This is a genomic window from Alteribacter populi (assembly GCF_002352765.1).
Taxonomy (GTDB): domain Bacteria; phylum Bacillota; class Bacilli; order Bacillales; family Salisediminibacteriaceae; genus Alteribacter; species Alteribacter populi.
Map to the genome: position 1 here is coordinate 613,801 of NZ_KZ293963.1, position 13,501 is coordinate 627,301.

Below are 13,501 nucleotides of genomic sequence, written 5' to 3' on the forward strand. Positions count from 1 at the left end.
GTTGATGATAGCAATGCCTAAAAAAATCTTATTTTGTGCAACAGTCGATTATCATTTTAAGGCTTTTCATTTACCCTATATGAAGTGGTTTAAAGAACAGGGGTGGGAAGTTCATGTTGCAGCTGCTGGAACGATTAATTTGCCGTTAACTGATATCAAGTTCAATCTTCCAATACACAGATCTCCTTTCAACCTGGCAAATATAAAAGCCTACAATGAACTTAAGACAATTATAGATAAAGAAAACTATACATTGATCCATTGCCATACACCTATAGGGGGAGTGCTTGCTCGATTTGCAGCAAGAAAAGCCAGAAGGTATGGAACAAAGGTCATTTATACTGCACACGGATTCCATTTTTGCAAAGGGGCACCACTAGTTAACTGGTTAGTCTATTACCCAATTGAAAAACATCTCTCTCGATTTACAGACTGTCTTATAACCATTAATACTGAAGACTACAATTTAGCACATAAACATCGGTTTAATGCGGGGAGTATTGACCATGTTCATGGTGTTGGGATAGACATAGAACGCTTTAAGCCGTTAGATGAATTATTAAAAAAAGAACGAAGAAAGCAATATGGCTATCACCGTGATGATTTATTACTCTTTTACGCTGCTGAATTCAACAAAAACAAAAACCAACAGCTACTTATAAAAGTCCTTGCTAAGATAAAAAAAGAGCTGTCACAAGCTCGTCTTATCTTAGCTGGTACGGGGGCACAAGTAGATGAGTGTAGACATATAGCGAATTCTCTTGGAGTAGAAAATGCAGTTGATTTTCTCGGCTTTCGAAAGGACATTCATCAGATGTTACCAATGTGTGATATAGCTGTCAGTTCCAGCTTTCGTGAAGGATTGCCTGTAAACATTATGGAGGCAATGGCTTGTGGGCTCCCGGTTGTGGTTAGTGATAATAGGGGGCATAAAGAACTTGTTCGAAATAATGAAAATGGATCGATAATAGATATAAAAGATATAAACGGTTTCGTAGAACAACTGACTCTACTTGGGAAAAATGAAGAATTAAGAAAAAACCTAGGCTTAAATGGAAGGCAAACGATAAAAAATCAATATTGTATTAAAAAAATATTAGAAGAAAAGGAAATCATCTATTCGAGATTCTTAAATAAGAGGGGGGATTATGAGTGGGCGGTCCAATAAGGGTTTTGCATGTCGTAGTCAATATGAATCGTGGAGGTGCCGAAACCCTTCTTATGAATTTATATCGAAATGTCGATCGCAGCAAGGTACAATTTGATTTCCTCACTTGTAAAAAAGGAGTATTCGATGATGAAATTATCCAACTTGGGGGGATCATACATCGAATTCCATATATTTCGGAATCAGGTCATTTTGGATTTAAAAAAGCGTTACAACGTTTCTTTGAATCGCATTCAGAGTATAGGATTGTTCATTCACACTTGGATAAAATGAGTGGAATTGTACTCAATACTGCTAAGGAAAGTAATATTCCAATTCGAATTGCTCACAGCCATAATACAAACAGTGAGGGAAAGACTGCGGCTAAGCTATACAAATGGTATATAGGAAACTATATCTTAAAGAGTGCCACACATTTACTTGCTTGTTCGAATGCTGCTGCAAAATGGCTTTTTAAGAATGAAATTGGTCGCGTTCAAGTTTTAAAAAATGGCATAGAGAGTGACAACTTTACTTATTCTCAAGACCAGAGAAAAAAGATTAGAGGAGAGTTGGAACTAAAGAAAGATGATTTTGTAATCGGGCATGTTGGACGTTTTAATCATCAAAAAAATCACGATTTTCTTATCGATGTTTTTGCTCAAATAAATCAGGCGATACCTCAGTCAAAACTGATATTGGTAGGTGATGGACAGTTAAGAGAAAAGATGGAAAAGAAAATTTTAAAATTAAATTTAAATAAGCAAGTGTTTGTAATTGGAGTTCGTAGTGATATTTCTCAGCTACTACAAGGTTTTGATTTATTTATGTTCCCCTCTCTTCATGAAGGATTACCAGTCACTCTAATTGAAGCCCAAGCAGCTGGGTTACCTTGTGTCGTCTCAGATGTCATTACCAAAGAAGTAGATATGGAAGTGAATTTAGTTGAATTTGTTTCTATAACTAATAAAGCACAATGGATAGATAAAGTAATAGAAATCGCTGAAGGGCCGTTAAGACGTGTAGAGGCGAAAAGTAATTTATCCAAAAAAGGCTATGATATTAAGAATACTGCAGAATGGACGCAAATGTTTTATTTATCAGTATAGAGGTGAAGAGTTTGAAAAAACTTACAGTATTTACACCGACATATAATAGAGGCTACTGTCTCCATAATTGTTATAACAGTCTTGTACAACAAACGAATAAAGACTTCGTCTGGTTGATCATCGATGATGGCTCAACTGATAATACAAAAGAATTAGTTAACGGCTGGATAGCAGAAGATAAGATTGACATTCAATACCATAGACAGAAGAACCAAGGAATGCATGGTGCTCACAACACAGCTTACAAACTTATAAATACTGAGTTAAATGTTTGTATTGATTCAGATGACATGTTAGCCGAAGGAGCTGTTGAGAAGATAGTGTCATTCTGGTCCGAACACGGATGTGATAAAGTGAGTGGCATGGTAGGTCTTGATTCGTACACCAATGGAAAGATCATTGGTTCAAAGTTTCCAGAGCACACCACAACTTCAACTCTCTTTGATTTATATAACAAATATAATGTTACAGGGGATAAAAAACTGGTTTATCGTACTGAGTTAACAAAAAAGTACCCTTATCCAGTTTTTGGTGATGAGAAATATGTCGGTTTAGCTTATAAGTATTACAAGCTTGATCAAGAATACAAATTGCTCTTAATGAATGAAACGTTATGTATTGTTGAATATTTGCCTGATGGTTCTTCCTTAAACATGCTAATGCAGTATTATAAAAACCCAAAAGGCTTTTCATTTTATCGCAAGGAGCTAATGAAACTGCCATCTGCAAATATAGCTTTTAAGTTCAGACAGGCAATACATTATGTATCAAGCAGTTTATTAGACAAAAATTACAAATTTATTAGTGAGAGCCCATGTAAATCTCTAACTTTATTTGCCATTACACCGGGCATTTTTTTATTTTTTTTAATCGTAACAAAAATTAAGATTACTTAACTACCTTTTTGAAAGGAATTAGGGTATGGCTATTCTTTGGGTCAATTTAGCGCTAGTCTTTAGTTTCTCATTTATGTCTAGATACTGTGCTACTACCGGTATAAGTACAACCGCTACCATGCCTGTATTGATAAGACCTAATAAGTATTTTGTTTTTTTTGCACTGTTAACACTAGTATTAGTATCTGGCCTCCGAAACACAATTGGAGATACTTATTATTACATCCATGCATATGAAGTGAATGATCACAGTTGGAGCAGTATTCTTGGTGAAAAAGATATCGGATTTGGTATCCTTCAAATGATCTTGAAGAGTTTTTCAAGTGACCCGCAAACCTTATTATTAGTCACTGCTTTAATTACTAACGTATTAATCGTTTTAGTGTTATACAGGTATTCTAGATTGTTTGAATTAAGCCTCTATGTGTATATCACAAGTGGCTTATTTTTAGTGTCAATGAATGGTATCAGACAGTTTTTGGCAGCAGCTATCATCTTTGCTGCTACAAAATATATTCTAGATGGAAGCTGGAAGAAATTTATTTTTGTTGTTCTAATAGCATCATCATTTCACCAAAGTGCACTTATACTGATCCCTATTTATTTTATAGTAAGAAGAAAAGCTTGGACCAAGACAACATTCGGGTTGTTATTAGCCGCTATTCTCATCGTTATCGGATACAATCAATTTTCAGAATTTCTATTCTCAGCTATTAGTGAAAGTCAATATGGACATTATCAAGGGTTTTCTGAAGGTGGAGCCAATATGTTAAGGATTCTAGTAAATGCAGCCCCATTAGCCCTTGCATACTTTGGGAGAGAGAAACTTAGAGAGTCCTTTACAAATGGAGATTACATTGTAAATCTTTGTATCTTAAATCTTGTCTTTATGGTTATTGCATCTCAAAATTGGATTTTTGCAAGGTTTACGATTTACTTCGGTTTATATCAATTAATATTGATAGCCTGGGTTGTTAAATTGTTCTGTAAAAAAGATCAAAAACTTGTGTATTACGCTATTGTCGTATGCTATTTTATCTACTTCTATTATGAGCATGTCATATCCTTAAACATTCATTACAGAAGTAACTTTTTCTAAAACTAAATTTCAAGTGATGGTGAGGTAAGTGAGCAAGATATTAAACAACATAACTCAAGAGAAATCAGGAGATTTTGTTGGAAACGTATCAAAAAGGGCAAGGAACTGAAGACATAACAGCTTCCGAACTAATAAAAGTCATTGAGGATGAGATTCTAAAATACGTAGAGATAATTGAATAGTCTCTGTTTAGATAAAGGGGGGTGAAAAAATCAAACGAACATTCGATTTAATCGTAGCGTTTATTTTATTATTTATGTTTTTTCCAGTGATTATCGTCATTGCTTTACTAATCAAAGCGAAGCTCGGTTCGCCCATTATTTTCAAACAAGAAAGACCAGGTCTATATGGAAAGCCTTTTTACCTTTATAAATTTCGAACAATGACAAGTGAGAAAAACAAAGCCGGTGTCTTACTTCCGGATCATAGGAGACTCACTTCATTTGGGCAGTTTATAAGAAAATACAGCTTGGATGAAATTCCACAACTATTAAATGTCATTCGTGGTCATATTAGTTTGGTCGGTCCGAGGCCATTATTAATGGAATATTTGCCGTTGTATACAACAGAACAATTTAAAAGACATAACGTTAGGCCTGGAATCACAGGGTGGGCACAGGTGAACGGGCGCAATGCCATTACCTGGGAAGAAAAGTTTGCATTAGATTTGTGGTACGTTACGAACCATTCTTTTTTATTAGATATAAAGGTTCTCATTCTAACAGTTTACAAAGTATTTAAATCTGAAGGTATTAACCAAGTTGGTCAGGCAACAGTAGATCGATTTAACGGACAAAATACAAAGGTAAGCGGTGGTCATGAATGAAAATCATTATTATTGGTCAAGGGGGCCACAGTAAAGTAATTAAGGATATGATTTTAGAAAAAGATGAATTTGAAATCGTCGGGTACTTAGATGATGTTTACAAAGAATTAGTTTTCAATGAAGATTTCTTTTATGGCCCTATTTCAAGTTTGCAAGAGGTTATCCTTTATTATGGTGCTGTTAAAATAGTCATTGCTATTGGAGATAATAAAGTCAGAAAGATGATAGCCGAAAGATTAGATCTTCCACTAGCTCATTACGCAACATTGATTCATAAATTAGCAGTGATAAGTCCTAGTGCGGAATTAGGATGTGGGACTGTGGTCATGTCCAATGCTGTTGTTAATGCTGATACAAAAATAGGTGATCATACAATAATAAATACTAGTGCAGTAATCGAACATGATAATTCAGTAGGTTCATTTGTCCATATATCTCCTAATGCTACCTTAACGGGGTCAGTAAAAGTGGAAGAGGGTGTGCATGTAGGAGCGGGAGCAATCATTATTCCGAATATCAAGATTGGTGCTGGCTCTATTATTGGTGCCGGAGCCACTGTTATTAAAGATGTTCCACCATGTTGTACTGCTGTTGGAGTTCCTGCAAAGTACAAAATGAGAGAAGGTGATACAATTGTTGAAAACAATATCTAAAAGTAGGATTTACCTTTCACCTCCCCATATGAGTGGAAATGAACAAAAGTACATTAAGGAAGCCTTTGATACCAATTGGATTGCTCCAGTAGGAACAAATCTTAATGCTTTTGAAAAGGAAATCGCAGATTACGTAGGAGTCAAAGAAGCTTTAGCAGTAAGTTCAGGCACTGCAGCTATACATTTGGCTCTTTCTTTGTTAGACGTAAAAACTGGAGATACCGTTTTTTGTTCCACTTTAACTTTTGTAGCTAGTGCCAACCCCATTCTTTATCAGGGGGCTGAGCCAGTTTTCATTGATTCGGATCCTGAGTCATGGAACATGTCACCTCAAGCTTTAGAAACTGCATTAAATGATGCTTTTATTAAAGGTCAGTTACCGAAAGCGGTAATTGTCGTTAATTTATACGGTCAAAGCGCTAAAATGAATGACATCGTTTCTTTATGTAAAAAGTATCGGGTTCCAATGATTGAGGATGCCGCTGAATCGCTCGGATCCACGTATTGCAGGAAAGCGAGCGGCACATTTGGTGATTTTGGTATTTATTCATTCAATGGCAATAAAATCATTACAACATCCGGCGGAGGGATGCTTGTGTCTGATGATAAGGAAGCCTTATCAAAGGCCAGATTTTTAGCCACTCAAGCAAGAGACCCGGCACCTCACTATCAACATAGTCAACTTGGATTTAACTATCGATTGAGCAATGTATTAGCTGGAATCGGCAGATCGCAATTAGCAGTATTGGAAGACAGAGTTGATGCGAAAAGAACAATCTTTGAACGGTATTTATTAGAATTAACCGATATTCCAGGCATTGAATTCATGCCTGAATTAAAGAATACACGATCCAATCGATGGCTGACGGTACTTACGATTAATGAAGAGGAAGCCGGTGTTACTACAAAAACATTACTAGACGCTTTAGGAGAAGAAAACATTGAATCAAGACCAGTTTGGAAACCTCTCCATATGCAGCCTCTTTTTAGAGGTTATTGCTATTATCCTCATAAAGATGGCGAAAGCGTTTCTGAACATTTATTTGAAAAAGGTATCTGTCTTCCATCCGGATCCAACTTGAGCGAAGAAGAACAAGGAAGAGTGATTGAGTGTATCGTTAATACAATAAAATCAAAGGTAGGAATTGATGGGAAACTACGTTGGGGGTGAAATGACCAGATGACAAAAAAGAAAATCCCCAAAATAGTTCATTACTGCTGGTTTGGGGGAAATGAAAAGCCTGATCTTATCAAAAAATGTATTGCAAGTTGGAAAAATCATTTGACCGATTATCAAATCATGGAGTGGAATGAGAAGAGTTTTGATATTGACACAAACCAATTTGTAAGAGAAGCGTATGAAGCAAAAAAGTTTGCATTTGTCAGTGATTATGTAAGAGTTCACGCACTGTATCATTTTGGTGGTATTTACTTAGATACCGATGTAGAAATATTTAGACCGTTCGATGATCTGTTACATCACGATTCTTTTTGGGGGTTTGAACAAGGAAACTATATTGCGACTAGTACGATAGGGTCTGCTAAAGAAAATCCATTGATTAAGAAATTTTTAGATTCCTATTATAATAAAGCTTTCATTAAAGAAGATGGAACATTTGATAATCTAACAAATGTAGCGATCGTAACGAAGATGCTTGAAGATTTTGGACTTAAGAAAAACGGTGAATTTCAAGTAATTGATGAAATAGGAGCTTTTTATCCTCAAGCTTATTTTTCACCGTATGACTATATTAACTGTAGAATGCTTTTTTCAGAAGCAACTTATACCGTGCACTATTTTCACAAAAGTTGGCTTCCACCAATGGAGAGATTCAAAAGTAATTTAAAAATGGCGTTATCAAAGGTAGTTGGAGGAGAAAATATCGCAAGATTTAGGAAGTTGGTTTCAAAATCATAGGAGGTAAACATGAAAAAAGTGATGATAGCTTCCTTTGACATGGAAGTAGGTGGCGTTGAAAGAAGTCTAATCAGTATGCTTGAACACTTTGATTATAAAAGAAATAATGTTGACTTAATGTTATATCGCCACCAGGGTGATTTTATGAACTTAATCCCTAAAGAAGTAAATCTATTAGATGAAATCGTTCAATATACGACATTTCGAAAATCAATTTATGAAGTTTTTAAAGACAAGAAATTCAGTATTGGACTCTCAAGACTACTTTCTAAAGTAACTGCCGATGTTTTCGGAAAAATAAAGAAAATTACGGAACCAGGTTATTATCAAATGCAACTCATGTGGAAGTATGCATTACCTTTCCTCCCTAAAATTGAACAAGAATATGACGTAGCGATTAGCTATTTATGGCCTCATTATTTTGTTGCTGAAAAAGTGAATGCGAATAAGAAAATTGCTTGGATTCATACCGACTATTCCAATGTAGAAACGGATGTAAAATCAGATTTAAAAATGTGGAACAAATTTGATCATATCATTGCCGTTTCAGAAGCATGTAAAGACTCTTTCTTAAAGAAATACAGTCTGTTAAAACACAAGGTTACCGTAATTGAAAATATTACTTCTCCTGAGTTTATAAGAAAGATGGCCGAAGAAGAGGTAGATATCCGAATTAAAGAAGATCAACGCTTTAAAATAATGACAGTTGCCAGGTTATCTCATGCCAAGGGTATTGATCATGCTGTTCGAGCATTAAAAAAATTGAAAGATAAAGGATATGGAGATATCGCATGGTATGTGGTGGGATATGGCGGTGATGAATTCAAGATTAGGCAGCTAATAAAGGAATGTGAACTAAGTGATTCTTTTATTTTACTGGGGAAAAAGACCAATCCTTATCCGTATATGAAAGCTGCTGATATTTATGTTCAACCATCGAGATATGAGGGGAAAGCAGTCACCGTTACAGAGGCAAAAATTCTTGGAAAACCAATATTAATAACGAATTACTCTACAGCGGCAAGTCAAGTAAACGATCGTTTTGATGGAGTAATATACAGTTTAGGTGAGGAAGGGATTGTAAGTGGAATAGAAGAATTATTATTAGATATAAAATTAAGAGATGCGTTATGCGAGAATTGTATGAGCTTCGATTATCGTAACAATCAGGAATTGTTAAAGTTATACCATATGATTGGTTAAATTAACATAGATTAATTTATTTCTTTTTAGTGGGTGAGAGTAGTGATTCCAAAAGTTAGTGTAATTGTACCTGCGTATAATTGCGAGTCTTACATTTCTAAATGTATGGAAAGTATACTTAATCAAACCTATCAAAACACCGAAGTGATTATTATAAATGATGGATCAACAGACAGAACCGATGAAATAATTAATATTTATAAGCAAAAAGACCAACGAGTTAAATATTTTTACCAAACGAATAGTGGCCCATCTGAAGCACGGAATAGAGGCTTGAAAGAATCTACAGGAAATTACATTGTTTTTGTAGACTCAGATGATATTGTTGATAAATATTATGTCGCAATTTTACTAAAAAAAATGTTAAGTTCATCTTCTGATATAGCCTGTTGTGGTTATAATGATGTTTCCATTTATGGAACTTCAAAAATTATTGACTTTAATTACAGCACTCCTATAACAAAACATTTGTTTATGAGAATGTGTTGCTATGGTACTGGTGGTGTATTGTGGGGGAAAATATTTAAAAGAGAAATTATTATTAAAAATAACTTAGAACTAGATAAAAATATTTTTATGTGTGAAGATTTAATTTTTGTTTTACAATATTCAGCCCATTGCAGTTCTTTTTCAGTAGTTAATGAATATTTGTATCATTATAATAGATTTAATGAAGGTAGCATTAGCTCTAATATTTCAATTAACTATATAGATAATTATGTAAAGGTATGGAGTGAACTGGAAAATATATTCGATAGCGTTAATCACGATAAGCAAAAAACGAATCAAATATTGTGTGAGAAGGTTCAAGAAATTACAATGTTTTTATTGGAGCAACAAAGTAAGGATATTAGAAATATAGGAATTAAAGCTACAATTTCTAACATAAAAAAAATATTAAATACGCCCTATGTTGAGGCTTATAGAAATTATTTTTCATCTGATAATTATTTTTATAAGCCTTATATCTATTTATTGAAGATAAACTCTACAAAGCTAATTTTTATTTATGGGGCTTATATAAATTTATTGAGGTCATCAAAAAGACGATTATTAAGAAGAGGATAGGTGAGTCTATGAAGAAAAAATTGTTATTTGTCATTGATTCACTGACAATTGGGGGAGCAGAAAAAAGTTTAGTTTCATTATTAAATTTAATCAATCATTCGAAATATGAAATTGATTTATTACTTTTTAAACGGGGAGGAGACCTGGAAAAATTAATACCTAAAAAGGTAAATGTATTACCATTACCGGAATACTTTAGTTTTTTAGCAAAAAAAAGATTTCGATTTAAAAAAAACTTATTATATAGCTCTTATAAATATAAAACTTCATTTTATTTGAGGTTACCCAATTATAAAAATTTGCACAGTGAGCAAATTGTATATGAAAATATAAAAAATATACTTAACCCCCTTCAGCAAAAATACGATGTCGCGATAGCTTATAGTCAAGGAATGCCGACTTACTTTGTAGCAAATAAAGTTAAGGCTGATAAAAAGCTTGCTTGGATAAATACAGATTATGTAAATACCCTGTATAATAAAAATCTCGATTATAAATCTTACAAATGTTTCAATAAAATCATTGCTGTTTCTAAAAATACTAAAGATTCAGTTGCACAATTAAGCTATGAGTATAGTAACAAGCTGGAAATTATATTAGATATTATTGATCCGAATTTGTTATTTAAAATGGCTGAAGAACATAAGGTGTTAGAATATGACCAGTCAGTAATTAATATATTATCAGTTGGAAGGCTGGAGACAGTAAAAGCATATGAAAAAGCTATTGAAGTAGCCAAAATATTAAAAAATAGAAATGTGAAGTTCAAATGGTTTGTTATTGGAGAAGGTTCGGAAAGAAAGAACCTTCAACAGTTAGTTGATAACCATCAGCTTAAAGATGTTTTTATTTTTCTTGGCAAGAAAATCAATCCCTATTCTTACATGAAAAAATGTGACTTATATGTGCAAACATCCTTAAAAGAAGGCTTCGGTCTTACGGTATGTGAAGCAAAAATATTAAAAAAACCCATAGTCTGTACTAATTTTCCAACAGCTAGAGAAATTATTAATCATGAAACAGATGGATTAATCGTGGACCATGATATAGAGAGCATTTACCAAGGTATAATCAAGTATTTAGAAAATAGTAGGTTTAGAGAAAGAATAATTGAAGAATTATCTTCTCAAAATACGTATAGCTCCATTAATGAAGTTGAAAAATTATATAAGCTTATATAATGTTTAAAGTGAGGAAAATTACATGAATAAAATCTTTGTTGATATTTATTTAGCCTTCAACTTAGGAGACGATTTGTTTTTAGATGTTCTTGCAAAAAAATATCCGAATTGTGAATTTACCCTTAATTATATAGGAAAGAATTATGATTCTTTTATTTCAGGGTATCGTAATCTAAAAAGAAGAAAATATACGTTATTAAATAAGGTTGGTCAGCGTCTTAAACTTTCTGATAAAATAACGAACTATCATGAAGTTGCTGAGGAGCATGATGCCTTATTATTTTTAGGAGGTTCTATTTTTAGAGAGGAGGATTATCACAACTCATTATTTAGAGACAGAATAAAAATGGTTTCTGAATTTAAAAAGAGAGATAAGAGTATATTTATTTTGGGAGCTAATTTCGGTCCATATAAAACAAAAGATTTCATCAATGATTATAGAAGGTTATTTGAGTTATGCGATGACGTTTGCTTTAGAGATAAATATTCTTATGAAATATTTAAAGGTTTAAAACAAGTAAGGTATGCGCCAGATATTGTTTTTCAAATGAATGTTGATAAATATAAGTCAATTCAAAAGAAGAACATAGTAGGTTATTCAATTATTGATGTTAATCATAAAAAGGGGTTAGCTTCGTACTCAAAAACTTACATAAATACGACTGTTAAATCAATTGAGCATTTTGTAAATAAAGGATATAAGTGTTGGCTAATGTCATTTTGTGAAAAAGAGGGGGATCAAAAGATATGTAGAATGATATATAGCCAACTTAGTAATGAAACCAAAAAGCATATAAAAATTTACGAGTATAGTGGTGATATAAAAGAAGCAATTTCATTAATAGCCTCTTTTAAACTTTTTATTGCTGCAAGATTCCATGGCGTTATTTTGTCTTTACTACTAGGTAGAACATGTTTGCCTGTTATTTATAGTGAAAAAACAAGTAATATGTTAAAGGATATTTCAATGGATGAAACGATGATGATAACTATGAAAAACCTTGCATTACAAACTGACGAAAATATTCTAAGTAAAGCTAAAGATGTTAACGCTAATATAAATAAGCTCTCTGGTTTGGCATGTAATCATTTTAAAATGCTAAATGCTTTTATTGAAGGTGGGAGGGATGCTTATGAAAAAAGAAATTATATTCATGTTAATTAATATGAATATAGGCGGAACTGAAAAAGCACTTCTCAATATGATAGCCGAGCTGCCAGAGGATCAGTTTGAAATCACGATTTTAATGCTTGAAGAAAACGGAGGTTTTTTTGACCAAATTCCTTCAAATGTGAAAGTCGACTATCTAAAGGATTACCATGATATCAAACCACTCCTTAACAATCCGCCTAAAAGCACTTTTGTACGATTATTAAAAAAAGGACGTGTAATTAAAGCTTTTCGTTTTTTTACAAGTTATTCAATCTCAAAGGGACTGAAGAACAAAAGTATATTTTTTAACTATCTATTAAGAAATCACTCAAAATTTAAAAAGGAATATGATATTGCAGTAGCTTATGCAGGTCCAATGGACTTCATAAGTTATTTTGTTTTAAACAAGATAAAATCTAAAAAGAAAGTTCAATGGATTCACTTTGATATTACTCAAGTTGGATTCGATAAACACTTTGCATCTAAAGCGTATAAAAAATTTGATAAGATATTCACTGTTTCTAAAGAAGGGTTGGATAAGTTATTACATGTTTTGCCCTCTATAAAAGAAAAGAGTGCTTATTTATATAATCTTACTTCATCGGAATACGTAATGAAGATGGCCGATTATGGTTTGGGTTTTCAAGATCACTTTAATGGGATCAGAGTCTTGACTGTGGGCAGATTAAGTAAAGAAAAAGGTCAGGATCTGGCTATTCCAGTCTTAGCAAAACTAAAATCAGAAGGATATAACCTGAAATGGTATTGTGTTGGGGAAGGAAGCGCTAGAGTTGAGTACGAAAAACTTATTGAGCAATACAAAGTGAAAAACGAGTTCATATTGCTAGGAAGTAATCCTAACCCCTATCCATTTATGAATGAGTGTGATATATACGTTCAACCTTCAAGGCATGAGGGATATTGTATCACCTTAGCAGAGGCAAGGTACTTTGAAAAGCCGATAGTATCCACGAATTTTAATAGTGTAAGAGAACATATTAAAGATGGTGAAACGGGATTAATTGTAGAAATTAATGAAGGGTGTATTTATAAGGCATTAAAGAAACTGTTAGATAACAAGGAGTTACGTGACTTATTTATTGAAAACTCTTCAAAGGAGTATTTAAATTTTTCAAACGAAAAGCAAAAAGTTATTAAAAACCTTTCCATATAGTATACTTTTGTATCCATAAGAAGGGTGAAGATTATGTCTTTTTTAAGCGTATGAATTTAAGAGTGGTGCCAACT

Annotated in this window: 14 protein-coding genes; all 14 read left to right on the plus strand. The window is 33.2% G+C overall.

The window, feature by feature from the left end:
* Positions 1-13 precede the first annotated feature (13 nt).
* The gene (locus tag CDZ94_RS03075) at positions 14-1,168 is read left to right on the plus strand and encodes a glycosyltransferase family 4 protein (protein ID WP_096440551.1); all 1,155 of its coding nucleotides are present in this window, start codon (positions 14-16) and stop codon (positions 1,166-1,168) included.
* Entirely contained in the window at positions 1,153-2,256 is a 1,104-nt protein-coding gene (locus CDZ94_RS03080) for a glycosyltransferase family 1 protein (RefSeq protein WP_096435066.1), read from the plus strand. Before CDZ94_RS03075 ends, CDZ94_RS03080 begins: the two co-directional genes overlap by 16 nt.
* An 11-nt stretch (positions 2,257-2,267) precedes the next feature.
* On the plus strand, positions 2,268-3,152 hold the full coding sequence (locus CDZ94_RS03085; protein ID WP_096435067.1) for a glycosyltransferase family 2 protein: 885 nt from the start codon (positions 2,268-2,270) through the stop codon (positions 3,150-3,152).
* Positions 3,153-3,177: 25 nt separating this feature from the next.
* Positions 3,178-4,251 carry an EpsG family protein gene (locus CDZ94_RS03090; protein ID WP_096435068.1) on the plus strand — a complete coding sequence of 358 codons (1,074 nt, stop codon included), beginning with the start codon at positions 3,178-3,180 and terminating at the stop codon, positions 4,249-4,251.
* 74 nt (positions 4,252-4,325) lie between these two features.
* The gene (locus CDZ94_RS22030) at positions 4,326-4,433 is read left to right on the plus strand and encodes a hypothetical protein (protein ID WP_483414905.1); all 108 of its coding nucleotides are present in this window, start codon (positions 4,326-4,328) and stop codon (positions 4,431-4,433) included.
* Between the two features lie 29 nt (positions 4,434-4,462).
* On the plus strand, positions 4,463-5,077 hold the full coding sequence (locus CDZ94_RS03095; RefSeq protein WP_096435069.1) for a sugar transferase: 615 nt from the start codon (positions 4,463-4,465) through the stop codon (positions 5,075-5,077).
* Complete coding sequence (locus CDZ94_RS03100; protein WP_096435070.1) at positions 5,074-5,730, plus strand: acetyltransferase; 657 nt, start codon at positions 5,074-5,076, stop codon at positions 5,728-5,730. The genes CDZ94_RS03095 and CDZ94_RS03100 overlap by 4 nt, the downstream gene beginning before the upstream one ends.
* Before the next feature lie 28 nt (positions 5,731-5,758).
* Positions 5,759-6,901 carry an aminotransferase class I/II-fold pyridoxal phosphate-dependent enzyme gene (locus CDZ94_RS03105; protein WP_106408553.1) on the plus strand — a complete coding sequence of 381 codons (1,143 nt, stop codon included), beginning with the start codon at positions 5,759-5,761 and terminating at the stop codon, positions 6,899-6,901.
* 9 nt (positions 6,902-6,910) lie between these two features.
* Positions 6,911-7,648, plus strand: coding sequence for a glycosyltransferase family 32 protein (locus CDZ94_RS03110; protein ID WP_096435072.1), 738 nt, complete (start codon positions 6,911-6,913; stop codon positions 7,646-7,648).
* A 9-nt stretch (positions 7,649-7,657) separates the two neighbouring features.
* A complete protein-coding gene (locus CDZ94_RS03115; RefSeq protein ID WP_096435073.1) occupies positions 7,658-8,851 on the plus strand; it encodes a glycosyltransferase in 1,194 nt (397 codons plus the stop codon).
* A gap of 42 nt (positions 8,852-8,893) precedes the next feature.
* Positions 8,894-9,919 carry a glycosyltransferase family 2 protein gene (locus CDZ94_RS03120; RefSeq protein WP_096435074.1) on the plus strand — a complete coding sequence of 342 codons (1,026 nt, stop codon included), beginning with the start codon at positions 8,894-8,896 and terminating at the stop codon, positions 9,917-9,919.
* An 8-nt stretch (positions 9,920-9,927) separates the two neighbouring features.
* A complete protein-coding gene (locus CDZ94_RS03125; protein WP_096435075.1) occupies positions 9,928-11,100 on the plus strand; it encodes a glycosyltransferase in 1,173 nt (390 codons plus the stop codon).
* A 22-nt stretch (positions 11,101-11,122) separates the two neighbouring features.
* Positions 11,123-12,265: a polysaccharide pyruvyl transferase family protein gene (locus CDZ94_RS03130; RefSeq protein WP_096435076.1), complete on the plus strand. Its 1,143-nt coding sequence runs from the start codon at positions 11,123-11,125 to the stop codon at positions 12,263-12,265.
* Positions 12,234-13,427 (plus strand): glycosyltransferase, encoded by a 1,194-nt coding sequence (locus CDZ94_RS03135; protein ID WP_096435077.1) that lies wholly within the window; start codon positions 12,234-12,236, stop codon positions 13,425-13,427. The genes CDZ94_RS03130 and CDZ94_RS03135 overlap by 32 nt, the downstream gene beginning before the upstream one ends.
* Positions 13,428-13,501 lie beyond the last annotated feature (74 nt).

What these genes read in the sequence shown, in the direction of transcription:
- CDZ94_RS03125 (WP_096435075.1), top strand. Translation starts at nt 9,928, where the DNA reads ATGAAGAAAAAATTGTTATTTGTCATTGATTCACTGACAATTGGGGGA.
- CDZ94_RS03075 (WP_096440551.1), top strand. Translation starts at nt 14, where the DNA reads ATGCCTAAAAAAATCTTATTTTGTGCAACAGTCGATTATCATTTTAAG.
- CDZ94_RS03135 (WP_096435077.1), top strand. Translation starts at nt 12,234, where the DNA reads ATGAAAAAAGAAATTATATTCATGTTAATTAATATGAATATAGGCGGA.
- CDZ94_RS03105 (WP_106408553.1), top strand. Translation starts at nt 5,759, where the DNA reads ATGAGTGGAAATGAACAAAAGTACATTAAGGAAGCCTTTGATACCAAT.
- CDZ94_RS03100 (WP_096435070.1), top strand. Translation starts at nt 5,074, where the DNA reads ATGAAAATCATTATTATTGGTCAAGGGGGCCACAGTAAAGTAATTAAG.
- CDZ94_RS03110 (WP_096435072.1), top strand. Translation starts at nt 6,911, where the DNA reads ATGACAAAAAAGAAAATCCCCAAAATAGTTCATTACTGCTGGTTTGGG.
- CDZ94_RS03115 (WP_096435073.1), top strand. Translation starts at nt 7,658, where the DNA reads ATGAAAAAAGTGATGATAGCTTCCTTTGACATGGAAGTAGGTGGCGTT.
- CDZ94_RS03090 (WP_096435068.1), top strand. Translation starts at nt 3,178, where the DNA reads ATGGCTATTCTTTGGGTCAATTTAGCGCTAGTCTTTAGTTTCTCATTT.
- CDZ94_RS03130 (WP_096435076.1), top strand. Translation starts at nt 11,123, where the DNA reads ATGAATAAAATCTTTGTTGATATTTATTTAGCCTTCAACTTAGGAGAC.